Annotated in this window: 17 protein-coding genes and 1 tRNA gene; 10 read left to right on the top strand and 8 right to left on the bottom strand. The window is 64.0% G+C overall.

From position 1 onward, the window contains the following. Positions 1-153 precede the first annotated feature (153 nt). A complete protein-coding gene (locus L21SP4_RS03810; RefSeq protein ID WP_052881415.1) occupies positions 154-1,488 on the top strand; it encodes an MFS transporter in 1,335 nt (444 codons plus the stop codon). A gap of 39 nt (positions 1,489-1,527) precedes the next feature. Here L21SP4_RS03810 and L21SP4_RS03805 read toward each other — a convergent pair whose 3' ends face one another. The 4 genes from L21SP4_RS03805 to L21SP4_RS03790 all read right to left on the bottom strand — a co-directional run bounded on the left by L21SP4_RS03805 (position 1,528) and on the right by L21SP4_RS03790 (position 9,314). Then, positions 1,528-2,910, bottom strand: coding sequence for a sugar porter family MFS transporter (locus L21SP4_RS03805; RefSeq protein WP_052881414.1), 1,383 nt, complete (start codon positions 2,908-2,910; stop codon positions 1,528-1,530). A 235-nt stretch (positions 2,911-3,145) separates the two neighbouring features. Next, on the bottom strand, positions 3,146-6,274 hold the full coding sequence (locus L21SP4_RS03800) for a TIM-barrel domain-containing protein (RefSeq protein ID WP_052881413.1): 3,129 nt from the start codon (positions 6,272-6,274) through the stop codon (positions 3,146-3,148). A 134-nt stretch (positions 6,275-6,408) separates the two neighbouring features. After that, the gene (locus tag L21SP4_RS03795) at positions 6,409-7,887 is read right to left on the bottom strand and encodes a sulfatase family protein (protein WP_052881412.1); all 1,479 of its coding nucleotides are present in this window, start codon (positions 7,885-7,887) and stop codon (positions 6,409-6,411) included. Continuing rightward, on the bottom strand, positions 7,887-9,314 hold the full coding sequence (locus L21SP4_RS03790) for a sulfatase-like hydrolase/transferase (protein ID WP_052881411.1): 1,428 nt from the start codon (positions 9,312-9,314) through the stop codon (positions 7,887-7,889). The genes L21SP4_RS03795 and L21SP4_RS03790 overlap by 1 nt, the downstream gene beginning before the upstream one ends. 274 nt (positions 9,315-9,588) lie before the next feature. Between L21SP4_RS03790 and L21SP4_RS03785 the strand changes: the two genes are divergently transcribed. Beyond that, complete coding sequence (locus tag L21SP4_RS03785) at positions 9,589-10,479, top strand: tetratricopeptide repeat protein (protein ID WP_052881410.1); 891 nt, start codon at positions 9,589-9,591, stop codon at positions 10,477-10,479. Continuing rightward, positions 10,451-11,008, top strand: a complete 558-nt coding sequence (gene lptE / locus L21SP4_RS03780; RefSeq protein WP_052881409.1) for an LPS assembly lipoprotein LptE — start codon at positions 10,451-10,453, stop codon at positions 11,006-11,008. Before L21SP4_RS03785 ends, lptE begins: the two co-directional genes overlap by 29 nt. Positions 11,009-11,077: 69 nt before the next feature. Here lptE and rpsT read toward each other — a convergent pair whose 3' ends face one another. Next, positions 11,078-11,344, bottom strand: a complete 267-nt coding sequence (gene rpsT, locus L21SP4_RS03775; protein ID WP_052881408.1) for a 30S ribosomal protein S20 — start codon at positions 11,342-11,344, stop codon at positions 11,078-11,080. Positions 11,345-11,672: 328 nt separating this feature from the next. Between rpsT and clpB the strand changes: the two genes are divergently transcribed. After that, positions 11,673-14,336, top strand: coding sequence for an ATP-dependent chaperone ClpB (gene clpB / locus L21SP4_RS03770; protein ID WP_052881407.1), 2,664 nt, complete (start codon positions 11,673-11,675; stop codon positions 14,334-14,336). A 436-nt stretch (positions 14,337-14,772) separates the two neighbouring features. Here clpB and L21SP4_RS03765 read toward each other — a convergent pair whose 3' ends face one another. Further along, entirely contained in the window at positions 14,773-16,428 is a 1,656-nt protein-coding gene (locus tag L21SP4_RS03765; RefSeq protein ID WP_082116503.1) for a sulfatase-like hydrolase/transferase, read from the bottom strand. A 190-nt stretch (positions 16,429-16,618) separates the two neighbouring features. Between L21SP4_RS03765 and L21SP4_RS03760 the strand changes: the two genes are divergently transcribed. From L21SP4_RS03760 to L21SP4_RS03745, 4 genes are read left to right on the top strand one after another with little or no spacing between them, the layout of a single operon-like run. Then, complete coding sequence (locus L21SP4_RS03760) at positions 16,619-17,050, top strand: MarR family winged helix-turn-helix transcriptional regulator (protein ID WP_052881405.1); 432 nt, start codon at positions 16,619-16,621, stop codon at positions 17,048-17,050. Further along, positions 17,047-18,351 (top strand): TolC family protein, encoded by a 1,305-nt coding sequence (locus tag L21SP4_RS03755; protein WP_052881404.1) that lies wholly within the window; start codon positions 17,047-17,049, stop codon positions 18,349-18,351. The genes L21SP4_RS03760 and L21SP4_RS03755 overlap by 4 nt, the downstream gene beginning before the upstream one ends. Beyond that, on the top strand, positions 18,335-19,423 hold the full coding sequence (locus L21SP4_RS03750; protein WP_052881403.1) for an efflux RND transporter periplasmic adaptor subunit: 1,089 nt from the start codon (positions 18,335-18,337) through the stop codon (positions 19,421-19,423). The genes L21SP4_RS03755 and L21SP4_RS03750 overlap by 17 nt, the downstream gene beginning before the upstream one ends. Beyond that, complete coding sequence (locus L21SP4_RS03745; RefSeq protein WP_052881402.1) at positions 19,420-22,509, top strand: efflux RND transporter permease subunit; 3,090 nt, start codon at positions 19,420-19,422, stop codon at positions 22,507-22,509. The genes L21SP4_RS03750 and L21SP4_RS03745 overlap by 4 nt, the downstream gene beginning before the upstream one ends. A 7-nt stretch (positions 22,510-22,516) precedes the next feature. On the opposite strand, the gene L21SP4_RS03740 is transcribed toward L21SP4_RS03745, so the two are convergent. Then, positions 22,517-23,140, bottom strand: a complete 624-nt coding sequence (locus tag L21SP4_RS03740; protein ID WP_052881401.1) for a protein-L-isoaspartate(D-aspartate) O-methyltransferase — start codon at positions 23,138-23,140, stop codon at positions 22,517-22,519. 365 nt (positions 23,141-23,505) lie between these two features. Between L21SP4_RS03740 and L21SP4_RS03735 the strand changes: the two genes are divergently transcribed. Further along, positions 23,506-25,710, top strand: a complete 2,205-nt coding sequence (locus L21SP4_RS03735) for a hypothetical protein (protein WP_052881400.1) — start codon at positions 23,506-23,508, stop codon at positions 25,708-25,710. Between the two features lie 26 nt (positions 25,711-25,736). Here L21SP4_RS03735 and L21SP4_RS03730 read toward each other — a convergent pair. Next, positions 25,737-25,812: transfer RNA gene (locus L21SP4_RS03730), tRNA-Arg, on the bottom strand. A 331-nt stretch (positions 25,813-26,143) separates the two neighbouring features. Between L21SP4_RS03730 and L21SP4_RS03725 the strand changes: the two genes are divergently transcribed. Beyond that, positions 26,144-26,386 carry a hypothetical protein gene (locus L21SP4_RS03725; RefSeq protein ID WP_052881399.1) on the top strand — a complete coding sequence of 81 codons (243 nt, stop codon included), beginning with the start codon at positions 26,144-26,146 and terminating at the stop codon, positions 26,384-26,386. The last annotated feature ends 167 nt before the right edge of the window (positions 26,387-26,553 follow it).

The following is a 26,553-nucleotide window of genomic DNA, read 5'->3' as shown; positions in this document are numbered from 1 at the left end:
AAAGAGAGAGTGTGAGACCTGAGACCTGAAACCTGAGTAAGAAACTCTTCTCTTACTCTGATTCTGACTCTGACCCGGACGGCGAAGAACGCTGGACATCGAGGCCGAAAGCCTGAAGGATGCCCGGCCTGTTTTCTGACGCAAGGCACCTCGATGAAGCGACCTGTACACGACATTCCGTTCCGCCCCGCGAAGTGCCCCGTATTTTACGGCTGGGTGGTGCTGGCCGCGGGCGCCCTGGGCGTACTGGCCAGCGTGCCCGGGCAGACCATCGGCGTTTCGGCGTTTACCGATCCGCTTCTGGACGCGCTGGAATTGAACCGCGTGGAGCTGAGCACGGCCTATTTTCTCGGCACGATGGGCAGCGCGCTGCTGATCGCCCGCGCCGGGAAGATCTACGACCGCTACGGGGCGCGTCCGGTCGGTTTCGCGACGGCAGTCGCCATGGGACTCGTGCTCTGGGCGCTGACCCTCGTCGACCAGGCCGCCGCCGCAGTCGGTGCGTTGTTCGGCGGACGGGGGCGCGTGCTGATTTCGATGACCCTGCTCACGCTTGGTTTCTTCGGTCTGCGATTCCTGGGCCAGGGCGTGCTGACGCTCGTATCGCGCAGCATGGTCATGAAATGGTTCGAGCGCCGGCGAGGTCTGGCGAACGGGCTGATCGGGGTCTGCGTCGCCCTCGGCTTTCCCGCCTCGCCGCCCGTCTTTAACGCCTGGATACAGCGGCTGGGCTGGCGCGGCGCGTGGGGCCTGCTGGGGGCCCTGATCGGGATCGGACTCTCGCTGCTCATCCTGCTGTTCTACCGCGACACACCGGAGCGGTGCGGACTGGAGCCGGACGGGGGATTGACCGGGCCGAAACGTTCGGACCTGCCCGATACGCATCCGGACCGCGACTGGACGCTGCCCGAGGCGCGGCGAACCTATGCCTTCTGGGTCTTCAACCTGACCATGGTCATGTTCGCCTTCTACATGACGGCCCTGTCGTTTCATATCGTCAATATCTTCGAACTCTCCGGCATGGACCGCGGGCGGGCGATGATGATTTTTCTCCCGGGGGCGGCCATCGGCCTGACCCTTGAACTCGTCGTCAACTGGCTGAGCGACTACACGAAACTGAAATACATCCTCTGGGCGGAGCTAGTCGGTCTGGGCCTCTCCACCGCGGCGCTGGCCATTCTCGAACCCGGGTGGCCCGTGATCATGCTGATCGTCGGCAACGGCATCATGGGCGGAGTCTTCGGGGTCCTGATCGGAGTCACCTGGCCGCGCCTCTTCGGCCGCACCCACCTCGGCGCCATCGCGGGCCTTAACATGGGCTGTGTCGTCGCCGGCAGCGCGCTGGGGCCGGTGCTGTTCAGCCTCTCCCAGCGCTGGAGCGGCAACTACACCATCGCCGCGCTCGTCTGCCTGTCCGTCTGCGTAACACTTTTCGCCGCCTCCCTCCGCGTCAAACCGCCGAAGCGGGAACCGAGCGAAGAAAGCTGATGCGCGAGGTGATCGTCCAAACCTCGGGCCTTCCCGGTCCTACCCGCCGGTCATCTCCTCGAGCGTCTTGCCTTTGGTCTCGCCGACAAACTTCCACGCGAAGAAGATCGACAGCAGGGCGAAGAAGGCATAGCAGCCGTAGGCCCCGCCCAGACCGATCCCCGCAAGCATCATCGGGAAGGTTATGGTCACGATAAAATTCGTCGCCCACTGCGAAAGACCGGCCAGCGAGAGCGCCGCGCCGCGCATCTGGTTGGGGAACATCTCGCCGAGCAGCACCCACATCACCGGCCCCCAGGTCACCGCGAAACATATGATGTAGCAATTCGCGGCCAGCAGCGCGAATACGCCGGAGGCGCCGGTCAGTTGAAGGTTGCCGGCGGAATCGACCTTCGCTCCGGCGAAAACCAGGGCCAGGAGCCCGAGAAAGACCGTCATGCCGACCGAACCCCAGAGCAGCATCGGTTTGCGGCCCACCTTATCGACCAGCAGGATGGCGACCACCGTGCTGCCGATGTTGATCGCGCCGCCGATGACATTGATCAGCAGGGCGTTTTCTTCGGTGAAGCCGGCCGCTTCCCAGAGCACCTCGCCATAGTAGAAAATGACATTGATGCCGACGAGCTGCTGGAAGGCGGCCAGCAGAATGCCGACCCAGACGACGGGATAGACGCGCTTCCCCGCCTGATTCCACACGTCGCGGAGACTCGGCCGGTGACCCCGATTCAGCGTCGCCCGGATCTGCCCGACCTTTTCGGGCGCGTCGTCCGGATGATCGACGCGCGCCAGGACCGACTCGGCCTTTTCATATTTTTCACGCGCCACCAGGAACCGCGGCGACTCCGGAATACACAGCAGCCCCAGAAAAAAGAGAGTCACCGGGATCAGTTCCATCCAGAACATCCACTGCCAGGTCTGAAAGCCCCACAAGGGGTCCGAGGCCCCCCCGCTGGCACTGGCCAGCAGGAAATTGCTCAGAAAAGCTACAAAAAGTCCCAGGACGATCGCCATCTGCTGAAGAGAAGCGAGGCGGCCGCGGTAAGCGGCCGGGGCGATCTCGCTGATGTAGGCCGGACTGATGATGCTCGCGCCTCCCACGGCCAGTCCGCCGATCAGACGGTACATCACGAACTCGAAAGATCCGTCCGCGACCCCGGAACCCCACGCACTGACGCCGAAGCAGACCGCGGCGGCGATCAGCGCAAAGCGGCGCCCGAGCCAGTCGGCGATCCGCCCGGCGAAAAACGCGCCCACCGCACAGCCGAGCAGCATCGAGGCCACATTGAAGCCCGAAGCGACTTCCGATGTTGCGAACGCCTCCTGCAGCGCCCCTACCGTTCCGTTGATCACGCCGCTGTCGAAACCGAACAGAAATCCCCCCAGGGCCGCCACACAGGAGAGAAGGATCACAAACGCATTCATCTGGACTCCCTTCGATTAACCGAACCTCAACAAAACGACACTATGCGCCGTTTGCCGCCTCCATTTCAAGGCCCTCCGTCCGTCAAACAGCAGTTCTCATTATGGCCGCATTCCGACCGCGGACGGCGTGGCAGCCGTCCCTCCCGAGTCGATATCCGACGCATTTTCGGGCATTGGGAGGGTCGGGTGCCACCCCGACCGAAAAGGGTGAAGCCATAATGAGAATCGCTGTCCGTCAAAACTCCACCTCGAATCCGTCCGGACGCGGGCCGGTCTCGATCACCGCCCGCCGGCGGGGTGCTTCGTAGCGTCGGTCGACCTTGAATGACTTACCCCCGGGTGTTCTCGCGGACACGGAGGAAAGGGGGTCTCCCAGGATTTCCAGTCGATAGCGCCGGCGTGCAGGCAGTTGATCGGAGTACGGGCCCTCGGGCGCGGAAACCGAAACGCGCGTGCGTCCCTCCCCTGCGGGTTCCACGCGTATGGGCGTCTTCGCGTACATTCCTTTCTGATGCGCGCGCGTTAGACCGTCGTCTTCGTACAGCTCGTACGTGCGTACGCCGGAACGGGGCGCGATGACCAGCGTCAACGGATCCAGCGCTTTCTCATCGACATAATCCATCTCGGGCTGCAGGGGCACGACCGCGCCTTCACGCACGAGCAGCACAAGCCGTTCGATCGGCACGGTCTCCGTCACGACGTCCGGTCCCTCGTACCGACGACCTGTAAACCAGTCCGTCCACCGTCCCGGCGGAACCCAGAAGGTGCGCTCCGCGGACAGGTCCCGGATCTTCTTATTGAACACACCGAGATTCATCCGAAACGGCGCGTCCGCCTCGCCGGCCATAAGCTGCTCCGCAGACACCTCTTCTCGGTCGTACTGCCAGATCGCATTGGCAAAGACTTTCTTCAGGCGCGCACTGCCGGCCAGTTTTTCCTCCCACTGCTCACCGCTCATGTCCTCGTGCGCGGGAGGACGTCCCGATGCGCACATGCGTATTTCGATCCAGCCGTCATCATCCCGGTCCCTTCCGGGAAAAGTGACGGCCACGGGGCGCCCCATGCCGGGATCGGCCACCGGTTCAACCGTCTTCACGGTCTCGCCCTCGACGATCACATCGGTCGGCGGCAGACCGCAGGCGCGATGAAGCCGCGGCTGGGCGCAGAAAGCCACCGTGAAGGTGCGACGGGGAATGTCGAGCGCGCGGACGCGATACACGAGCTCGTCTCCCACCTCCCACGTCTGCAGCGCTTCGTCGAACGGCTTCGTTTCCGGTTCGACGTAACTGGCAATGTACTTCCCCGGACCGGGTGTACGGTTTTCAAAATCTGGAGGCGACCAGTCCGAAGGCCGGATCACGGGCACGACGAGGAGGTCGTCGCCCAACAGGTACTGGGTGTGGATCAGCTGCGTCTTCCAGTCGCCCTTGACCTCTTCGGGCGCGTAGTGGTGGAAAAAGCCGAGCGACAGCGGACCGAGTTCGCGCCACATCGCTCCGGGGATCTCCGCATCCGGGAACGCCATATCCATCGGCATGACGATTGGAGAGCCGTCGGCGTAGTTCGCGGCCGCCAGCGTGTAAAGGTAGGGCATCAGCCGGTAGCGCAGCTTCGCGAAATCGCGGAACAGCTCCATGGCGTCCCGGCCGTAGAATCGCCACGGCTCATTCCCGTCGTGGGTCCATACCAGCGGCGAGAGCAGCGCCTGCTGGCTCCAGCGCACAAAGCCCTCGGGCGTCATGCGCGAATTGAATCCCCCGGCGTCGGCCATCACGTAGGGGACGTCGACCCGCGCCAGGGCGCCGAGGACTTCGATCTGCGAGGCGAATGTGCCCCAGGTGCCGGGGATATCGTCGGTCCAGATCGCGGGATAGGGGCGGCTCATCGTGCGCGCGGTAATGACCCCCCGCCCCTCGCCCCCATGGGTATACTGCTTCTGCGCCTCGAAGAACATCTTGTGATAGAGGTCCCACAGCCGGTCGTCGCGGTTTCTCCAGAGCGACCCCCATCCACAGGTTCCGTCGAGTTTGAAGGAACCGACCCCGTCCTCGTAGAGCGGTTTGAGATAGTGTTCCCTGTACCAGTCCCGGGCCTCCCGGTTGCGGAAGTCCAGCGCCACGCGGTCGCCGGGGCCGCGCTGCGAGGGATCGAGCCAGCCGCGCTCCTCAAGCAGGGCGGCGCGCGCGGGGTCGCTTTCGGCCGAAATGCCGTGGTGATCGATCAGACAGAGCCGGTAGCCTTTCTCTCCGATTTCGTCCATCAGCGCTTCCGCGTCCGCATAGCCCTCGCCCCACTTCATCGTGTCCCAGTGTCCGCCCCATGCGAAGTCGGGATGGATCCAGTCGCCGGGAATGCCGAGATCGCGCGTGATCCGCACGACCTCACGCACCTGCTCGCTGTTCTCGTAGTGATAGCGCGACCAGCCGATGCCGAAGATCCACTTCGGCGGCAGGCCGACACCCAGTTCAAATTTCTGTTCCGGCGACCACGCGCTCACGCGACCTTCGTCATCCCGAACCTGCACGGACCAGTAATACGGCTCGTACACCCGTGTGAGACGGCGGGCTTCGTCCGGCGGCCAGTACTCCCACGCCGCGCTCCCGGAAGAAACCCAGCCGCTGTCGAAAAAGACCTCCCGCTCTTCGAGCACCCCGGGCCGGGGGTCGAGGCGAATGCGGTACGCCTGCTGTGCGGTGTCCGCGGGAAGGTCCCAGGAAAACACCGGGGCCACATCGATCACGTGCGTCGGGTTTTCCCGCCGGTCGACACGCGGATTCCGCGGGCGCAGCGCATCGTGCAGTTTCAGATCCGGGGGCCGCACGGCCGGGGTTTCCCCGTGAATCTTCGTCGCGGCAAAATCAAACGGCTTGTTCAGCACCAGCACTTCGGCGATCCCCACATTGCGGTTGTCGGGGCCGGCTTCCGTCACCTCGATCGTGAGCGACCGCGTTGTGACCGGATCGAATCCGGCCCGCGCGGGGGTTGACGCGTCGTTGGCCGGTTCGATCAGTTCCACGTAGCGCCCGTCGTCGAACACCGCCTTGGCCCTCACGATGTGATCGATCGCCGTCGGCCGGTCGTACATCCGGATCTGGTTCAGGGTCACCGGTTCCGGCCACTCGAGCCTGAGCCAGGCTCCCTCTCCTTCGAAGCGGCTCGCCCACTCGTGTTCGGGGGCATCCGGGTAGCCGCCGACCCGTCCATCGATCGCCCGGTGCGGCCCCTGCCCTCGCGAGACCGAGCTGGCCGTCGCCTCCGCTTCCATGGCGATATTTTCGGGGACTGCAAAGGGGGCGCTGAAAACCTGGGCGGCACATAACAGCCCTCCCAGGATTACCGTGATAAGCCGTGTGTCCGAATGCATACGATCCCCCCTGTACGTGTGTGGCGTTTGCCGAATCCGCGTCATAATTGAATTACTCCGCACAGGAAAAGGGAAACACCTTCCGAAAAACCATACCGGGTTCAGATATCCGGCATTTCCGCAACGAGCGCGCCTCACCAAGTGAGGCGCGGATCCCCTTCATTGAGCGACGCGGCATTGCGGATGCCGGGACCGCGGTTCCTTCCGTCCCCCAGGTCCGCCCGGTACCGGTCGGCGGCCCGCGTCAAACGTTCAAAAATCTCCGGATAGCGGTCCTTCACATCGGTGGCCTCGCCGATATCATGATCGAGGTCGTACAGCGCGAGTTCGGCCCGCCCCTTCGCATAGGCCCGCGGCACCCCCCCGCGGCCGGCTTCGCGGCCTTCCATTAAGCTGTAGGTGTGCGGGAAGACCACCTTCCAGCGGTCTTCGCGAATCGCGTGAAGATGGCCGCGATAGTAGATCGGGAAAGCTTCGTGCGGCGACTCGGCGCCCGGCGTACCGAAAAGGAGCGGCGCGATGTCCTTCCCGTCGATCCGGTGTTCAGGAAGCTCCGCGCCGATCAGAGCGGCCACGGTCGGGAGCAGGTCGATCGTGGAAGCGAGTTCATCACACTCCGTGCCCGCCGGAATACGCCCCGGCCACCAGCACACCGTCGGTTCACGGATGCCGCCTTCGAAGGCGGTGAGCTTCCCTTCCCGCAGCGGCCCCGCGGACCCGGCGTGATCGCCGTAGGCGAGCCAGGGTCCGTTATCCGAGGTAAACACGACCAGCGTCTCCCGATCGAGTCCGTGCCGCTCAAGCGTATCCAGAATCCGCCCTACGGACCAGTCCAGCTCCATCACCACGTCACCGTAGAGCCCTGCGCCGCTGCGTCCCTCGAACGCCTCGCTCGCATAGAGCGGAACATGAACCATCGGGTGCGGAAGATAGATGAAAAACGGTTGCTCCCGATGCCGCTCGATAAAGGAAACCGCGCGTTGGGTGAACAGGCGCGTAAACTGCTGCTGGTCTTCGGGTCCGAGATCCGGGTCGACCACCTCGGTGCCTTCGATCAGCGGCAGCGGCGGGAAACGGCGGTGCTCGGGGAGTTTCTGATTCTTGGGATTAAGCGGCCACATGTCGTTCGAGTACGGGATGCCCAGGTATTCGTCGAACCCGTGGTTCGGAGGGAGGAATTTCGGATGATGACCGAGGTGCCATTTCCCATAGCAGGCGGTGGCGTATCCGCGCTGCCTGCAGATTTCCGCGAGGGTGGTCTCGGAGGGATTCAGCCCGTGGGTATGATTCGGGAACAGCGCGCCCTGAATCCCCACGCGGCGGTTGAAGCACCCGGTCATCAGCGCAGCGCGCGAGGCCGAGCAGACGGGGGAGCTGACGATGAAATCCGTAAAGACACGGCCTTCACGCGCCATCCGGTCCAGGTTCGGGGTGGAGTATTCTTCTACTCCGAATGGTCCAATGTCGGCATAGCCCATATCGTCGATGAAGAAGATGATGATATTCGGGAGAGGGCCGGATTCGGCGGGTCCGCGCAACCCCGCCGCGGAGGCGACGACGCCGGTGAACCAGGCCAGCACAAACATGGCTGCAGAACGGGCGTGCCTCCTCATTATTGGCCCCTTTCGCCCGGAGGCACCTCGCGGAAATCGATTTTGTTTTCCCAGAGTCGGCGCTGCTCGGCATATTCCGAGCGTTTCGGGATGTCCCAGGCGGGCGGGCTCATCGCCCCGCGCCAGGCCTGGAAGCGGGCCTCCATTTCCCGGGCGCGTTCGGGCCGGGAGTCCATGAGGTTCTGCGTCTCACCCATATCCTCTTCGAGATTGTAGAGCGCGACGGGCTTGTCGTCTTCCCGGATCAGCTTCCAGTTCCGGAAGCGCACACCGCCGCGGCCGAACCCGCCCCAGTAAAGCTGCTCGTGCGGCGCCTCATCCGTGGCTCCCGTCATGAAGGGCATAAGGTCGACGCCATCCGTCTTCTGCCGCAGCGGCACACCGGCGAGACGCGCAAAGGTGGGATAAAGATCGAACGTGCAGGCAGGGCCCTCGAGCGTGGAGCCCGCGGGAATGACGCCGGGCCACTGGGCGAGGAACGGAACGCGGACGCCGCCCTCCTCGACCCGCCCCTTGGCGCCGTTCAGCGGCGAGTCGGGACTCTTCAGGTTGCGGTGCGTTCCGTTGTCGCTGATGAAGAAAAGGAGCGTATTCCTCTCGATACCCAGCCGGCGGAGGGTATCGAGGATGCGCCCCACCCCCTCGTCGAGCCCGAACATCACTGCGGCGTATTCGCGGCGGGCGTCCTCGTCGAGTTTCGCGGCGCGGTCGAGATACTTCTGCGTCGCCTGGATGGGCCCGTGCGGCGCGTTGAACGCGAGGTAGAGGAAAAACGGTCCGTCGCGATGGCGCCGGATGAACTCGTCGCCCCGGCGGGCGAACTCGTCCGATAAATAATCCCAGGAATCGACCGGTTCCCCGTTCTCCTCGATTTCATTGCCCCAGTTATACCAGAAGTCGTGCTTCATGTAGTAGGAATGCATCCCGCCGGCGAAGCCGTAGAAGTAGTCGAAGCCGCGGTTGTTGGGGTGAAATCGCGGCCGGATTCCGAGGTGCCACTTGCCGACACAGCCCGTGGCGTACCCGGCCCGCTTGAGCATCTCCGGCATGATCTCGACATCGGTGGGCAGCCCGAGATCCTCGTCCCAGGCCACGTATCCCGGCGTCGGATTCGTCTCGAATCCGAAGCGCTGCTGGTAGCGCCCGGACATCAGAGCCGCCCGGCTTGGCCCGCAGATCGGGCAGGTGGAGTAGCCCTCGAAAAATTTCGCCCCGCGCCGCGCAATCGAGTCGATGTGCGGGGTCTGAAAGTCCCGGGCCGCATAGCAGCTCACATCACCCCAGCCGAGATCGTCGGCGTAGATCAGGACAATATTCGGTTTTGAGCCGGCACGCCGCTGCGCGGCCGCTTCGCTCCCCAGAGCCCAGAGCCCCGCCCCCGCGGCGCCGGTCCGTGTGATAAACTCCCGTCGGTTTATGGAATGCATGGTGTACCCCCCTGACTTTTCTAAGATAGCCGCACCCTTATTAGGGCACCTGATTTTCTTCATGAAACACAAGGCAAAACCGGGAAGCAATCTTTTATCCGTTTATTAGATCAGAGCCTTTCGTGCAACGACAAACAAACTTGACCCCTGCGGCGGGCCTTACTACGCTGGGTCGACCATGATTACTCGACATTTTCTTTTATCGCTGTGTTCGCTCGCCTGCCTTCTGTGCTTCTCCGGTGTCCCGGTTACCGCGGGCTCCCAGGGAGGTGGCGTGCTTGCATTCACCCTGCCGGGCATACCCTTCACCGGAGGGGGCCAAGAACCCGGCGAAGTCTGGGGACAGGCGCAGCAGGCCCGCGAGAACGGGCAGACCGGCCGGGCGCTGAAACTCTACTCCCTGATCGCGAAAAAATGGCCCGCGAGTCCTTATGCGGCCCGCGCGCAGCAGTTTCGCGCCGACCTTCTCCGCGAACAAGGCAAGAAACGCCGCGCCCGGGAGGAATACGTCGAACTGCTCAGGGAATATGGGAACCAGATTTCCACCGAGAACGCGCTCCAGTCGCTTTTCGAGCTGGCGACGGACGCCGGGAATCGCCGCCGATTCAACTGGGTCTTCGGCGGGTTCAAGACTCCGGAGGCGGCCCTCCCCGCACTGGAGGCGATTCTCAAGTACGGACCGAACTGGGACCGCGCGCCGGAGGCGCAGTTCATGATCGGAAAAATCCACGAGGGACAGAACAAGCCGGAAGAGGCGATCGCCGCCTACGCCAAAACGGAATACCGCTATCCCCGATCCGAGTACGCGGAGAAGGCGGCCTACCGACGGGTGCACACGCTCGTGAACCTGAGCCGTGAAACCCCTTACAGCAGCGGTCTGCGAGAAAAAGCGCTCACAGCCTGCCGGATGTTCGTCGAAACCTATCCGCAATCCGGTCACGCCGACGAAGTCCGCGAACTGCGCGCGGAATTGACGGAAGCCCGGGCCGAAGCACTGTATGAGCGGGCGGTGTTCTATGATAAGATCTCCCATCAGCCGGATTCCGCACTGATCTATTACCGCCGCCTGCTGGACGAGTTTCCCAACCTGGAACGGGCGGAAGACGCCCGGAAGCGGATCGCTGAACTGGAGGCCGATGATGACAAGCCCGAAACGCCCCAATAAGCACGTTATTGCAGGGATCGGCCTCGTCCTGCTGGCGGCCGCCTCCGCCCTGTTCAGCGGATGCGCGGGGTACCAGGTGGGAACCCGCCCCCCCGAAGGCGTCAAGACCGTCTACATAGCACCCCCGGTGAATCGCAGCGGGGAACCGATGATCGAGTCACGGATTATGCACGAAATCACCCGCGAACTGCAACAGGACGGGACCTTCGCGCTGGCCTCCGAGTCCGGCGCCGATGCTCGACTCGAAATCGTATTGCGGGACTACCGCCTGCAGCCTCTCGCCTACGAGGACGTCGAGGAGGCCCGGACGCGCGAGTACCGGATGAAGATCCGGGCGGATGTCACGCTGCGCCGTACGGAAAGCGGCGCCGTGATTGCCGAACGTGCCGGGGTGCTCGGCGAGAGCGATTTCTTTGTGAACGCCCCCCTAGGCGGGATCGATCTGCCCTCCTCCAAACGCATCGGACTGATACCGGCCGCGCAGGATCTTGCGGAGAACATCATCGACGCCGTCGTCGAACGGTGGTAATCCCACCGCGATCGGAACGATCGTCCGGGAGACTCTTCAAACGGGCCAAAGCCCGTATCGGATCCGCGGTTACGCGCCGACCCGCCGAATCCGTTCAGCCATGCGGCGCTTGCGCCTCGAAGCGGTGTTCTTCTTGATGACGCCCTTCTTGGCGGCCCGGTCGAGCGCGGAACAGTACGCGCGGTAAACCTCGTCACGCTTCTCATCCGTACCGGACTCAAGCGTCTCCATCGCCTCGCGGCGCAACGTCTTCACCTTGCTGCTCACGCCCTTGTTCTGCTCCCGCTTCCGCAGGGAAGAACGCATCCGCTTTTTGGCACCCTTCAAATTCGGCATAATGCAAATCGCTCCTGATTGCTTCGCGTCAAAAGCAGAGCATGGTGCGCAATCCGCGGCTTATGTCAACGGTTATTCGTGTATTTTTGGGGTGAGGGACCGGATGTTCTCTTTCCCGCAAATAGCTACAGACAACCTGACTGAGCCATTATTACCCTTTCCGGATATTTTGAACGCGCCCTTATGTCACTTTCATAAAAAAGATTTCGATTCGCATCTTATTCATTGTGAAACTTTTACGATATTATCACAACTGCTTTGAACATATGGCATGCCCGTTGCTTCTAAGGTGGGTACAACGGAACGATTTTATGGAGGAAGACGCGACATGGACATGAACAGGACCACGCAGAAGGTAAGGGAAGCGTTTCAGTTTGCGCAGGCGGAGGCGGCGCGCCGGGGACACACGGAACTCGACGGCGAGCATGTGCTGCATGCAATGCTCAAGCAGGAGGAAGGCCTGGCGCCGCGCATCATGGAGCGGATGGAGCTTTCCGTACCGACGCTGCTCGCGCGGCTCGAAGAAGATCTCGGCGGCAGGGCCTCCGCGTCGAACGCTTCGCAGGAGGCGGGCAAGGTCTACATCACGCAGCGGATGAACAGGCTGCTTGCCGCGGCTTCGGAGGAGGCGAAAAAGCTGAACGACGAGTATATCTCGGTGGAACACTTTCTTCTCGCGTTCGCGGACGAGGGTCGTGACACCGCGGCGGGGAAGCTGTTCGACGAACAGGGTATCACGCGCAACGGGCTGCTCGACGCGCTGCAGTCGATCCGCGGCCATCAGCGCGTGACCAGCGACAACCCCGAGGGCCAGTACGAGGCGCTGGAAAAGTACGGCACCGATCTCGTGGCCATGGCGCGTTCCGGGAAGCTCGATCCGGTCATCGGGCGCGATGCGGAGATCCGTTCGGTGATCCGCATCCTCTCGCGCAAGACGAAGAACAATCCCGTGCTGATCGGCGATCCCGGAGTCGGCAAGACGGCGATCGTCGAAGGGCTCGCGCACCGGATCGTGCGCGGCGACGTGCCCGAGGGGCTTCGCGAGAAGACGATCTTCGCGCTCGATCTCACCTCGCTCATGGCCGGGGCGAAGTACCGCGGCGAATTCGAGGAGCGGCTGAAAGCCGTACTGAACGAGATCAGGGAATCCGAGGGGAACATCATTCTCTTCATCGACGAGGTACACAACATCGTCGGAGCGGGCCGCACGGAGGGCTCCACCGACGCAGGCAACATCCTCAAGCCCATGCTCGCGCGCGGCGAACTGCACTGCATCGGCGCGACGACGCTCGACGAACACCGCCGCCATATCGAGAAGGACGCCGCGCTGGAGCGGCGGTTCCAGCCCGTGCTGGTCGACGCCCCTTCGGTCGACGATACACTGGCGATCCTGCGCGGTCTCCGCGAGCGGTTCGAGCTGCATCACGGCGTGCGCATTCAGGATGCCGCACTCGTCTCCGCCGCCACCCTGTCCGACCGCTATATCACCGACCGGTTTCTGCCGGACAAGGCGATTGACCTGATGGACGAGGCGTGCGCCTCGATACGTACCGAGATCGACTCGATGCCGGCCGAACTCGACGACATTACGCGGCAGGTAATGCGGCTGGAAATCGAGGAGACGGCGCTCAGGAAAGAGAGCGACCCGGCGTCGAAGGAACGCCTCGAAAAGCTGCAGCAGGAGCTGGCGGATCTGCGGGCAAAGGCCGACGAGATGCGGGCGCGCTGGGAGAACGAGAAACAGGAGCTCGACCGCGTCCGCGAGCTGCGCGAGGCGCTGGAAGCCGCACGCCACCGCGCCGAGGAGGCCGAGCGCGAGTACAACCTTGAGCGTGTCGCCGAGCTGCGCCACGGCACCCTTCCGGAACTCGAAAGACAGCTCGCCGAGTGTGAGGAGCGGATGAAAGACGGCCGGGATCAGCTCCCGCTGCTGCGCGAGGAGGTCACCGAGGAAGAGATCGCGGAGGTCGTCTCGCGCTGGAGCGGCATCCCGCTGACACGCCTGCTCGAAGGCGAGCGCGAGAAGCTGCTGAAGCTGGAGGACGTCCTTCACCACCGGGTCGTCGGGCAGGACGAGGCGGTCAAGGTCGTCTCCGACGCCGTCATCCGCGCCCGCGCGGGGGTCAAGGATCCCCGCCGTCCGATCGGCGCGTTCCTCTTCCTCGGTCCCACGGGCGTGGGCAAGACGGAACTCGCCCGCAGCCTCGCCGAGGCGCTCTTCGATTCCGAGGAGCAGATGGTGCGTCTCGACATGAGCGAGTACATGGAGCGGCACACCGTATCGAGACTGGTCGGCGCGCCGCCGGGCTACGTCGGATACGAGGAGGGAGGCCAGCTCACCGAGGCCGTCCGCCGCAAGCCCTACAGCGTGATCCTGCTCGACGAGATCGAGAAGGCACACCATGACGTCTTCAATATCCTGCTGCAGATCATGGATGAGGGCCGCCTGACCGACGCCCACGGACATACCGTCGACTTCAAGAACACGATCCTGATCATGACCAGCAACCTGGGATCGACGGCGATCCTCGAAGGACTCGAACGGGAAAGTGAAGGCGAAGCCGCACCGTCGCCCGTCACGGTACTCGACGAGAGCACCCGCGAGCAGGTGATGACGATGGTCCGGGGACACTTCAGGCCCGAATTCCTCAACCGTCTCGATGAGACCGTCCTGTTCACCCCGTTGAGCGAGCCGGAGATTGAGCGGATCGTGGATCTGCAGATCGACGAGCTTCTCGCTCGGCTCAGCGACCGCAAGATCGACCTGCAGGTGACCGGGGAGGCGCGTAAGCATCTGGCCCGCGAAGGCTATGATCCGGTATACGGGGCCCGGCCTCTCAAGCGGCTCATTCAGCGCGAATTCGAGACCAAACTCGCACGCAGCCTGATCGCCGGCGACATCCGGGAGGACTCGACTGTGTGCGCCGATATCGAACGGGATGTACTCACGTTCCGGAGCGGCGAAAGAGACGGTACTGAGAGAGACAGCTGAGACCTGAGTGTGAGACCTGAAAACTGACTGCGGGGACAGGCTTCATCTCCTGAGTTCAACATGGGGACACCCGGGGGAATATCGTACTCGTACTCAGCGAAGCGGTACTCGTACTCGAATTCCTTGAATCGATGGATGGGATCGCGCCTTCGGCGCTCCGAGTACGCGTACGAGTACGAGTATATGTCCCCCTCCTCAACCAACCTTCATGTTCTTCATGGTTCTCTCTCCCCTCCGATCTGCCGCATCCCACCTTTCCCGGGAACCCTTCCATAAAAATCCACGAATAACCCTTTTTCCGCCGGGACACCCTGATTCAAAACTCACTTCAATGTTCACAGGGGGATTCGAGCGCTTCTTCGGGCAATGTTGAAGTCAGGAAAACTGACTGCGGGGACAGGCTTCATCTCCTGCTCGGGTCTCTCACTCGATTTATTTACTTCCACTCCGCTTTTCGCCCGAGGCCCTTTTCGATCGCCTCACCGTAGGGGGTCACCTCGTACCGGTCTTCCCATGCCCGCTGTGCTCTGCGGAGCTGCTCAACGAGTTCGGGGCGCGAGGAAGCGAGGTTGCGCGTCTCGGCGGGATCCCGGTCGAGATCGTAGAGTTCGAGTACCGGCTCTTCGTTATCCTTGATGTGCACCCACCACCCGGGATTGATGAGCAGCTTCCAACGCCCCCGGTAGACCACGGCCTTCTGTCCGTAGAGGTCCCAGTGGAGGTATTCCGGCGCGTCCACGCTCCCGCCGCGGAACGCAGGCATGAGGCTGCGGCCCGGCGGCGTATCGAGCCGGTTCCCCCGGAAGGACGCCGGGTATGAAACCCCGGCCGCATCCAGAAAAGTGGGCATCAGGTCGAGCACCGACGCCGCGGTATGATTTGTCGTCCCCGCAGGAATGACCCCCGGCCAATGAGCGATCAGGGGGCTCCGTGATCCGCCCTCCCAGAGGAGGGCCTTCGAGCCCTGGAACGGCGTATTGCCCAAGTGCCCCATCTTGCCCGCGGCCCCGTTGTCCGAGCAGTAACAGATCAGGGTGTGTTCGAGTTCACCCATCTCGCGCAGGGTTTCGACCACCCTTCCGATCTCGCCATCCATCACTTCCTGCATCGCTGCATGAACGCATACCTGCTCGAGCCACTCCGTGCGCTTCTCTTCAGAAGGAAACCCGTTGCGGGGTCCCGCCAGCCGGGGCGTGTAGTCCGCATCCTCCGGCAGAATCCCCATGCGCTTCATCCGCTCCACGCGCCGTTCTTCAAGCTGATGCGGGTCGGTGTTGAAATAGAGAGCGCGGTACTTCTCCACCACCGCCTTCGGCGCTTCCAGGGGATGATGCGGCGCCTGGTAGGGAAGATAGAGGAAGAACGGCCGGTCATCCTGCCGCCTCGCCTCACGTAGATACTCGATAGCCTTGTCCGTACACCCGCGCGTCGAGTACCAGTGGGGCTCGTCGATGACGGCCAGCTCATTGCCCTCGTAATACTGTTTGTTGGGCGGGGGATTGACGAAGTAATGCCACTCGCCGCCCAGGAGCCCGAAGAAGCGATCGAAGCCGCGCTGTTTCGGCATCCCGTTGAAGTAGAACTCCCGAATTTCCGGCGTGAGTTCCCGGCCGGGATAGTACGCCTGCCAGCCGGCGCCCTGGGCTTTGATCTTCTGACCTCCGAGGTGCCATTTTCCGGCCATCATCGTGTGGTAGCCCGCGGGGCCGAGAATTTCAGGGATCATCGGCACGCTCTGATCGACGATCCCGCGGTAACACGATACACCCGCGTCAAACTTGAACCCCGCCAGATCGCCCATGCCGACCTCCTGCGGCCAGCGACCGGTCATAACGGCGGCGCGCGTCGGGCTGCAGCGCGCAGCGTTGTAGAACTGTGTCCACTTCATTCCGCCCCGCGCCAGCCGGTCGAGATTCGGCGTTTCGATCTCACCGCCGCAGAACCCCGGATCGGAATACCCCGAATCGTCGCTCATAATAAATACGATATTCGGGCGCTTTCTTCCGGCCGCCGCAGCACAACCCGGACTCGCCATCCATGCCGGAACACCGGCGGCGAGCCCCTGAATAAATACCCTGCGCGATCCTTCCATGCCGTCCTCCCGTGCCACACCTTTCTCTTTCTCTATACATTGCGAAACATCATGTCGAGTTTGAAATATGATTCGTCATCGCCGTGGCGGGATTCAACTACGGATTTCAAGGATGGCTCCGATGAGGAGGGTCCGTTCAGCGACGGCGCTTGACACCGGATCATTAGTTCGCTATACGAATTATTCGGATATGGGTTTATCAATCGACACCTTCGCGGAACGCATGATTGAGCTGATGCCGGAGATGCATCTGCTGATGATGCGGCGTACGCGCCACGCGGTCGCCCGCGGCGATCTCTCACTGCCGCAGTTCTGGGCCCTCTATCATCTCCACAAACAGGCCCCCTGCCCCGTGCACAGTCTGGCGGAGCATCTGAATCTCAGCTTCTCCTCGGCTTCCGAGCTGATCGACCGGCTCGTACACGCGAAGTATATCGTGCGCGAGCGCAGCCGCGAGGACCGGCGCGTAGTGCATCTGAAGCTCACGGCGAAGGGCCGTCGGACAGTGGAGAAGATCTTCGATGAGCAGCGCGAGAGCATCAAAGAGATCTTCCGTCCGCTCAATGCCGAGGAGCGCGAAACCTACACCCGGCTCATGGCCCGCACCCTGGAGGACCAGTGAAGCGCCTGGGGGTCATCGCGGTCCTCCTGGCCACAGCGTACACCGCCCGCGCGGCAGACACTCATGCGCCGGTCTACACGCTCGAGGAGTGCATCGACCTCGGGCTGGAACAGGCGATCCGGATGCGCAACGCACGGCGCGATGTCGAAATCGCCGAGGCGGGGATCACCGAGGCGCGGGCCGCCGCCCTGCCGCAGGCCTCGCTCTCCGCACAGTATGAACGCCTGGACGAGGCCACCCTCGCCGGCCGGGAAAACCGGACGGTCAGCGGCCGGCTGGAACAGCTCCTGTTCGCCGGCGGGCGGGTCCGCTCCGCCGTGCGCGCGGCCCGGGCCTACCGCGGACTGGTTTCCGACGGCGTCGACCTCTCCCGCGCCTCGCTGATCCGCGACATCCGGCTCGGGTTCCACGGCGTGCTGCTCGCCCGCGAACAGGTGGAGGTCCGGGAACAGTCCGTCGCCACGCTGCGCGATTTTGTCGAAGACGCCACCGCCGCCTATCGCGCGGGCGCCGCCTCGGAATTCGATCAGCTCAGCGCCGAAGTACGGCTGGCCAACGAACGCCCGGCGCTGATCGATGCGCGCAACCGGCTCGAGACGGCGAAGCGGCGGTTCCGCGATCTCGTGTATCTGGAACCCGAAACGTTCCGGCTCCGGGGCGAACTCGCCTACCGGCCGTTCCCCTACGAGTATCACGAACTGCTCTCCGGAATCGACGCTCGGCGGCCCGAGCTGCGGCGTCAGGAGGACACGATCCGCCTGCGCGAGGCCGATGTGGCCCACGCCCGCAGCGAGTACTTCCCGGAGATCACGGCCGGCGGAAACTACCTGTTCCAGAAGCCCGATCCCTATTCTTTCTTCCTGTCCGACCGCGGGGGATGGGAGGACAGCTGGACGCTGACGCTTTCGGCCGAGTGGCCGATCTTCACGGGGTTGAGCCGTCGCGCGCGGATCGCGCAGCGCAGACTCGAAGTCACCAAAGCCGAAGATACCCTGCGCGACCTGCGCCGGCAGGTCGAACTCGAGGTGCGGACCCAGTGGCTCGAACTCAAGCGCGCCGAGTCGCTCATCGACAGCACCGCAAAGAACGTCACCCGCGCCGAACGCGCCCTCGAGATCGCCCGTACGCGCTACCGCGCCGGCCGCGGCACCCAGCTCGAATACACGCAGGCGAATCTCGACCTCAGCACCGCCCGGCTCCAGCATGTCGAGGCGCTGCGCGATTACGCCGATGCCGAAGCGCGGCTCCGCTACGCCGCAGGACTTACCCGCAAGGAGCGTTCCGATGAATCCGAAGAATAAACAGCGGCTGCTCTGGGGCGTGCCCGTCGCGATTGCAGTGCTCATCGCCCTGCTTTCCATCTTCCAGCCCGAGGAAGCGGCCCCGCCGCCCGTGAAACCCGACCCGGCGAGCGTGGCCGTCATGCCGGTACGGCTGCAGGAGGCCCCCGACCGCGCCCCGCTCCCGGGCGTGGTCATGCCCGACGCCGACGCCGTGCTGGCGGCCGAGCAGGCGGGTACGATCACGAAACTCAGGGTCGATCGCGGGGACCGGGTGAAGCGCGGGGACCTGCTGCTGCAGATCGACGACCGTATTCAGCGCGCGGCGCTGATGCGCGCGGAAGCCGCGGAGCGCGAGACGGGCCGCACCCTGGAACGCACCCGCGAGCTGCGCACAACCGGCGCCGTCTCGGAAGAGCAGCTCGACCGCGCGGAACGCGCGCACGATGAAGCGGCCGCCGCGCTGCAGGAAGCGAAAACGCGCGTCGACCAGTGCCGGGTCGCCGCCCCCTTCGACGGCTTCGTCAATGACCGGATGGTGGAGAAAGGCGAATACGTCTCGCCGGGCACCCCGCTCTTCCGGGTGCTCGACAACCGGCCGATGAAGCTCGTGTTCGATGTCCCCGAACGCGATGTGCCCGCGGTGCGGAATGGCGAACCCGTGACCTTCCGCATCTCCTCTCTCGGAGACACGGTCTACACGGCGCGTGTGGATTTCGTCGCCGAACAGATGAGTGATGACCACCACGCGTATAGGGTGGAGTGCACCATCCGTGAACCGACCGAAACCCTGCGCGGCGGAATGATCGCCGAAATCGGCTTCGTGCGCGGAACGCTCCCGGACACCGCGCTCCTGCCGCTGACCGCGGTCATCCCCTCCCAGGGGGAACACATCGTCTATCTGATCGAAGATGAGATCGCGCGGCGGAGCCGCGTGCGGGTCGAGGCCACCTCGGACCGCTACGCACTGATCACCACCGGCATACCCGACGGCGCGCTCGTCGCCGTCGAGGGCCACCGCACCCTGTCCGACGGCCAGCCCGTCCGCGTCACCCGGACCAACGCACCGCCGTCCACGGAAAAGGTCCCATGATCCTCTCCAATTACGCCATCAAGTTCCGGACGGCGGTGTTCGTCTTCATCGTCGTGCTCGTCGCGCTCGGAGCGGTCAGTTACGTGACCCTCCCCCGCGAGGGCTATCCGGATATCACCATCTCGCAGGTCTTCGTCACCGCCGTCTACGAAGGTACGGCCCCGGCCGACATGGAGGACCTGATCACCATCCCGGTCGAAAAGAAGCTCGACGAGCTGGGCAACGTGAAGGAGATCCAGTCCGTCTCCGCCGACAGCGTCTCGACGATCGTGATCGAGTTCCTGCCCGACGTGGATATCGACACCGCGATCCAGCGGGTGAAGGACAAGATCGACCTCGCCCGGCCGGATCTTCCCGACGATCTGGACGAACCGGTCGTGGAGGGGTTCAATCTCAGTACGGATGTGCCGGTGATGCGTTTCGCGCTCTCGGGCGACGACGATCTCGCGCGTCTGAAGAGCGTGGCGGAACACCTGCAGGAGGAACTGGAGCGCATTCCCGCGCTGCACGAGGCGCGGATCACCGGCGCGCGGGAGCGCGAGATCCGCGTCGAGTTCGATCCGGCCCGGATGGCGGTTTTGGGGGTCGGCATCGGTACGGTCTTCGAGCGCATCGAAGGCGAGAACGTCACCATCTCCGCCGGCAACCTGGAGGTCGCCGGTCACAAGTTCCAGGTCCGCGTCCCGGGAGAGTTCGAGCTGCCTTCACGGATCGAAGAACTCATCTTGAAGACCGTGCGCGGGCGGCCCGTCTTTCTGCACGACATCGCGGAGGTCCGCGATACCTACAAGGACCGCACCTCCATCGCACGGCTCAACGGGAAGCCCGCGGTCTCGATCGAGATCACCAAGCGCGCCGGCGAGAATACCGTCGGGCTTATCGAAGAAGTCCAGCACGTACTGGAGACCTACACGCTGCCCCCCGACCTCGAGGTCACGGTGGTGCAGGACGACTCCGAGCACATCCACGACATGCTCAGCGAACTGGAGAACAATATCGGCTCCGGCTTTCTGCTGGTGATCATCGTGCTGTGCCTGTTCATGGGCGGGCGCAACAGCGTCTTCGTCGGCGCGGCCATCCCCATGTCGATGCTGCTCACGTTCATGATCATGGCGCTGCTCGGGCTGACGCTCAACATGGTGGTGCTCTTTGCGCTGATCCTCGCCGTGGGCATGCTGGTCGACAACGGCATCGTCATCGTCGAAAACATCTACCGCCTGCACTGCGAGGGCCTCTCGCGGCTCGAGGCCGCACGGCGGGGCGCGTCGGAGGTGGCCTGGCCGGTGGCGACGTCGACCCTGACCACGCTGGCGGCGTTCTCCCCCCTGCTCTTCTGGCCGGACATCATCGGCGAGTTCATGAAGTTCATGCCGCAGACGCTGATCATCACCCTGGCGTCCTCGCTGTTCGTGGCGCTGATCATCAATCCCGCCGTCTGCTCGGTGTTCATCAAGGCCGACGGGCGGCGCGACCCGCATCAGGAGGCCCGGCGACATCCGTTCGTGCTGGGCTACGAACATCTGCTCCGCAAGGCGCTGCGCTGCCGTGCGCCGGTGGTCGTGACGGGGCTGCTCTTCCTCGTGCTCAGCGTCCAGCTCTACGAACGCTACGGCCGCGGGATCATCCTCTTCCCGGATGTCGAGCCGCGCTTCGCGCAGGTGGAGGTCAAGTACCCCGAGGGGACGCAGATCGAGAAGACCGACGCCACCCTGCGCAGGATTGAAGGGCTGGTGAAGGATCTGCCCGACATCGAGTTCATTCTGTCCAATGCCGGCCAGGGCACGGGCGAGGTGATCGGCGGCGAGAGTGAGGGCACCCACCTCGGCTCGCTCTACATCGAGTTCGTGGACGAGGAGGAGCGGACGACGGACACGAACCTGCTCGTCGACCGCATTCGCGGACGGATCCCCAGGGCTCCCGGGATGGACCTCAAGGTCACGGGCGAGCAGGCCGGGCCGCCGCGCGAGCCGCCGGTCAGCATCGAACTCTCCGGGGAAGACCTCGACCTGCTATCCAGCCTGGCGCGCGACGTCCGGCGCCGTATCTCCAGCGTGCCCGGGCTGGTCGACCTGCGCATGGACTACGAGGACGCGCTGCCCGAATTCCGGTTTCGGGTGGACCGCCAGCGCGCCCGGCTGCTGGAGCTGGATACGCGCGGCGTGGGCACGTTCCTGCGTTCCTCGCTCTACGGGATCGAGCTGCGAAATGAATTCCGCGCGGACGAGGACGAATACGAAATCACCGTGCGCATGCCCGAGGACCAGCGCGATGCGTTCGACTACCTCGACCGGATCTACGTCCCGCGCCCCGATCGCCCTCCCGTGCCGCTCAGTTCGCTCGGGCGCTTCGAGTATACCGCGGGCCAGGGAATCATCCGGCGCAAGGACCTCGACCGCGTGATCACCATCACGGGCGAGAACGAGGGCCGCGAATCCGAGGCGATCCTGCAGGACATCATTCCGATCGTCGACGACATGAATTTCCCGTCGGGCTACTCCGTGCGGTACACCGGGGAGAAAGAGGATCAGCAGGAATCCGGCGCGTTTCTCAGCAAGGCTTTCGGCATGGCGCTCGCCGGTATCGTCGTTATCCTCGTCATTCAGTTCAACTCCGCCGTGCTCCCGTTCATCATCATGCTGACCGTGGCCCTCTCCACGATCGGCGTGTGCTGGGGGCTGCTGATCACCCGCGAGTACTTCAGCATTATCATGACCGGCGTGGGCATCATAAGCCTGGCCGGGATCGTGGTGAACAACGCGATCGTGCTGATCGACTGCATCAACCAGCAGCGCAGCGAAAAGCCGGTCACCGAAGCGATCGTGCGCGCGGGCACGCTCCGGCTGCGTCCGGTGCTGCTGACCGCGGCGACGACGATCCTCGGCCTGATCCCGATGGCGGTCGGCTACAGTTTCGAGGTACACCGCTTCCCGCCGATGCTCGTGGAGGGCGGAGCGACGTCGTCGTTCTGGGCGCCGATGGCGATCGCCGTCATCTTCGGTCTCGCGGTCTCGACCGTCCTGACGCTTGTCCTGGTTCCCGTGCTCTACTCGCTCGCCGACTCGCTCGCGGAGAGATTTCGGCGATAATCAGGGCTCAGCGGGTCATGGGCACGAACCGCACCTCCAGCAGTTCCCGCTCGTGCAGCGCACCGCGTTCATCGCGGCGAAGCAGTTTCAGCACCTGAATGCCCCCCGCCGGTCCCACGGGCAGGATCATCCGCCCGCCCCGCGCAAGCTGCTCCCTGAGTGCCGGGGGGATGCGTTCCGGCGCGGCGGTCGCGATGATCCCGTCGTACGGCGCCTCTTCGATCCACCCCTCGTTCCCGTCGCCCTCGTGCACGGTGACGTTGGTGATCCCGAGCTTCGCGAGAGTTTCCCGGGCCTGTTCGGCGAGCGAGGGTATGATCTCCACCGTAATCACCTCGCGCACGATGCGGGCCAGCACCGCCGCCTGGTAACCGGAACCCGCTCCGATTTCCAGTACCCGGTCACCGGGGTTCGGGTCGAGCTGCTCGGTCATGTACGCCACGATGTAGGGCTGCGAGATGGTCTGCCCGTTTCCGATCGGCAGGGGACGGTCGTCGTAGGCCCGGCCGTGCAGTTCGTCCGAGACAAACGCCTCCCGCGCAGTCTCCTCCATCGCCCGCAGCACGGCGGGATGACGTATCCCGCGGCCTTTGAGGTGACGCTCCATCATGATCTCGCGTGTGTGTTTCATCGCGGACGATCTCCCTCCTCCTTGCCTGGGCTGATTTTATCATCCGCGTTTCCGCGTGAAAAGCAGGCTGCACCCGGCATCGCGGCGGGACGGGACGGATCCGGAGCGAAATCTTTTTTGACACGTGCGCAGGGGCGGGCCATGACCGGCGGTGATCCGGCGAACGCCCTGCCCCGGGGCCCGGCGGTTTGCACAAGGGGGCCGCCGAATCACAGTATTCTCACCCGCCGCTCATCCCGCCTGAACCCTCCGGCGCAACAGGTCAGGGAATGTCCACGCGTTCCCGGTCATTCCGCGTTCTGGGGCCATCCCCGGGCGGAGGACGGGAAAGGCGGCCATCGCGTGCAGGCATCGCGCTGCTTCTCGTGCTCTCCTGTCTCGCGCTCGTGAGCGTGCTGGCCGTGTCATTCAGTTCCATCACGCGCACCGGGCGACTGGCCGGCCATGCCGCCCTCGAATACGAGCGGGCGTATCACCTGCTCGAAACCGCGCTGGCGGATGCGTGGACGGCGATCGACACACACATGACCGCGGGGGAGATCTATTTTCCGGATTTCGAACTCTGGGTTTCGGGAGGCGCGGGAGACGCCCGGCTCGGCATGGCGCCCGAGATGGATCACGTGCCGGAAATCCTCCCGTATCCCGGCCCCGCCGGATGGACTCCTCAATATGCCGGAGGAGAACTCGTCGGACAGACCGCGTGGGCGGCGTACGACTGCTCCGGATGCCTGGACCTGAACGCCGTGCACAGGCGGCCGCGTGCGTCGGGTCGGTTTGCGGGAGAAATCCGGCTGCCTTCGGGAAAAGCGCGCGACCGGCTGCTGGAGGCGCGCGCTTTTCCGTGGCGGCGATTCGAGAGTACCGCCGAAGTGCGGGCGGCGCTCGACGGCGCACGGGCGTGGGACTGGCCCGCCGCTCCTTATCTGGCGGCGTTTTCGCTTTTTCCCACCAACGGGTGTTATGCCTCGTGCGCCGCCGTGCTCGACCAGCGGCGCACGCCCCGGACCCGGACCCCGGAGCGATCACGCTGCGCGGCCTGGCTGGCCGCGGACGACGGCGAAGCGCAGGTCCGGCGCGCCTTCCGGGCGATGCTTGAACGCGGGCGCCCGCGCCCGGGCCTGGACCTCGACCTCGCCGCCGATCTGCTCGCGCGTCAGCTCGTACATTACCAGCTCGACGCCGTCCGCGCCCTGCCTCCCCAGCCGATGGACGAAGCTCTTTCCTCACCCGGCGAAAAGGCCTGGCTGTTTGCGCCCGTATTTCATCGTCCGATGCTCAACGAACTGGTATTCCGGAGCCGGTGCATCGCATCCAACGGACCGTCGGTGTGCCGGCTCACGATCGAGATCGAATTGCATTACCCCTTCGAGCGCGACTACACGGGGTGCTATGAGCCCGCGGGCGGCGATCCGCCGCCTTTGCGTGCGGAACTACAACTCTATACGGAGGGCGGGACGACGGACCCGTGTTCTGTGTCGACGCCTCTGCGCACCGCCGCCGGCGCATTCGAGGGATGGGGAAGCGGCCGACCCTGCGTGACCGCTTCCCTGCCTCTTGAACTGGGATCGACCGACGGGTTTTCCGGTGACCGGACCCTGGTCATCGACCGGCTGTTGCTTCTTCAGGGGGACGGAATTGTCGACGCGGCGTTCGGGGCCCTGGCAGGACGGCATGCGGCGCGGCTTGCCTGTCCTCTCCACTCCCTGGTCGCGACGGAACCCGGCACGGAAAAGACCGTCGCTTATCAGGCCCGCGACCCGCGGCTGAACTGGGACCTCTCCCGGCAGTGGAAGCGGACGGAGGGCCGTCACACCCTCGGTCGTGTCCATGAGACGCCGGGCACGCATGCCGACCGGTCCATGAGCTTCAAGCCTTCGTTCCGCTGCGGGCCGGGCGACGTGCGCGGGCCGGTGATGGAAAGCGCGGCGGAGATCGGAGGGTTCGTTTATGATCCCGAACGCCCATGGCATACGGTGCCGCTGATCGGCACCGGCGCCTTTCCGGTCTTCGAGTACTTCCGGGTCGTACCTCCTGAAGAAACCGGTACGACGGAACCCGCACGCGGCCGGGGTCGAGTGCACGCCTGCACACCCTATCCTGAGGTTTTCGCCGCCGCCCTGAGGGAGGCGACGTTCGGAGGCGTCGCCGGCTGTTCCTACCACCCCAGCCGCGACCGCTGGTCGTACGAATACCCGCTTCAAGTGGACGAGCAGACCGCTGGCCGGATCGCCGAAGCCTGGGTCGCGGCCGGGACCTCGGGGAGCGCCAGCAATCTATTCGGGCGCCTGCGCGCCTTTGAATACGAGGACCTGTACCGCGCGACCGGCGTGCATTCCAAACGCGCCGCCGACACCCTGACGGGTCGTTTCGCCCGGCTGATCTCCGTCCGCCAGAACCTCTTCACGATTCTCGCCGCCGCCCGCAGCGTTCGCGACATCGACCGCGACAACGAGGTCGACGAAGACGAGATTACCGCCGCGGAGCGGGGGGTATACGTGATCTGGCGGGACCCGAGACCGGACGCGAACGGTCGGCACCCGCTCAAGGTACTGCTCCGCCAGCGGCACTGATCCTCCGCTCCGGCCGGAATACGATCTGGTACCCCGGGTGCGATTCGAACGCACGACCTACGGATTAGAAGTCCGTTGCTCTATCCACTGAGCTACCGGGGTGATGAGTTATAAGTTGTTAGTTGTTAGTTGTTAAGTTGTTAGGTATATCGTTATTTCGATATAACCCTGTCACGTCCATCCCTGAACCGATCACCTCTGACGTGTCGGGCAGATAGTACGCCATCATCAAACGGGGTGGCAAACAAATCAAACGTTCACTGCGCACGGACGACCAGGGGCTGGCGAGCCGCAGGCTATGGACAACTCGCCGGAGATGTGGCAGAATACTCGCTGGAAGCGGGAGACCTGATGCTGACTTAAAGTTCGAAAAAACTGGCTCCGCTATCGGGACCACCGCTCTGCTGCGTAAGGATTACAGCCGCCGCAAAGCTTGATCGATCTCGCGAAGCTCGCGATGCTCTCGGTTCTTTCGCTGGCCTCGCTGCTCGTCCTGATCCCCTTTGACGAGTCAAGGGTGATGATCCCTGTTGATTCCAGGAAGAAGGCCTGTCTCGGCTTCCTTGGATTTCTGGGCTTTCTCGGGTTCCTGGGTAGCGCCCATCCCGCTCTGGCTGGGTTTGCCTGTGTCTCTGCCTTCTCGGCCCTCGCCGCAGGAGCAAAGCCGTCATCGTGACGAACGCTGAACATCGACGAGGGGTCTGGCCTCCGCAACACGCCGGCCGGCGGCCAGCCAGGCGCAATAATAGAGTTATGCAGTATTCAAAACGGTCTTACATTTATTTTTTATGTGGACAGTTCAGTCGATTTCTGGTTCCATGACTCGCATTGCGTCCCGCTGCT

Origin of the sequence: Kiritimatiella glycovorans (assembly GCF_001017655.1) — a bacterium.
Lineage (GTDB): Bacteria > Verrucomicrobiota > Kiritimatiellia > Kiritimatiellales > Kiritimatiellaceae > Kiritimatiella > Kiritimatiella glycovorans.
Note: the sequence above shows the minus strand (reverse complement) of the source record. Positions and strands in the feature narration are given on the sequence as shown.

Coding starts and splice junctions, on each gene's coding strand:
- L21SP4_RS03810 (WP_052881415.1), top strand. CDS start 154: ATGAAGCGACCTGTACACGACATTCCGTTCCGCCCCGCGAAGTGCCCC.
- L21SP4_RS03800 (WP_052881413.1), bottom strand. CDS start 6,274: ATGCATTCGGACACACGGCTTATCACGGTAATCCTGGGAGGGCTGTTA.
- L21SP4_RS03745 (WP_052881402.1), top strand. CDS start 19,420: ATGATCCTCTCCAATTACGCCATCAAGTTCCGGACGGCGGTGTTCGTC.
- L21SP4_RS03740 (WP_052881401.1), bottom strand. CDS start 23,140: ATGAAACACACACGCGAGATCATGATGGAGCGTCACCTCAAAGGCCGC.
- lptE (WP_052881409.1), top strand. CDS start 10,451: ATGATGACAAGCCCGAAACGCCCCAATAAGCACGTTATTGCAGGGATC.
- L21SP4_RS03750 (WP_052881403.1), top strand. CDS start 18,335: ATGAATCCGAAGAATAAACAGCGGCTGCTCTGGGGCGTGCCCGTCGCG.
- L21SP4_RS03765 (WP_082116503.1), bottom strand. CDS start 16,428: ATGGAAGGATCGCGCAGGGTATTTATTCAGGGGCTCGCCGCCGGTGTT.
- rpsT (WP_052881408.1), bottom strand. CDS start 11,344: ATGCCGAATTTGAAGGGTGCCAAAAAGCGGATGCGTTCTTCCCTGCGG.
- L21SP4_RS03795 (WP_052881412.1), bottom strand. CDS start 7,887: ATGAGGAGGCACGCCCGTTCTGCAGCCATGTTTGTGCTGGCCTGGTTC.
- clpB (WP_052881407.1), top strand. CDS start 11,673: ATGGACATGAACAGGACCACGCAGAAGGTAAGGGAAGCGTTTCAGTTT.
- L21SP4_RS03805 (WP_052881414.1), bottom strand. CDS start 2,910: ATGAATGCGTTTGTGATCCTTCTCTCCTGTGTGGCGGCCCTGGGGGGA.
- L21SP4_RS03760 (WP_052881405.1), top strand. CDS start 16,619: ATGGGTTTATCAATCGACACCTTCGCGGAACGCATGATTGAGCTGATG.
- L21SP4_RS03790 (WP_052881411.1), bottom strand. CDS start 9,314: ATGCATTCCATAAACCGACGGGAGTTTATCACACGGACCGGCGCCGCG.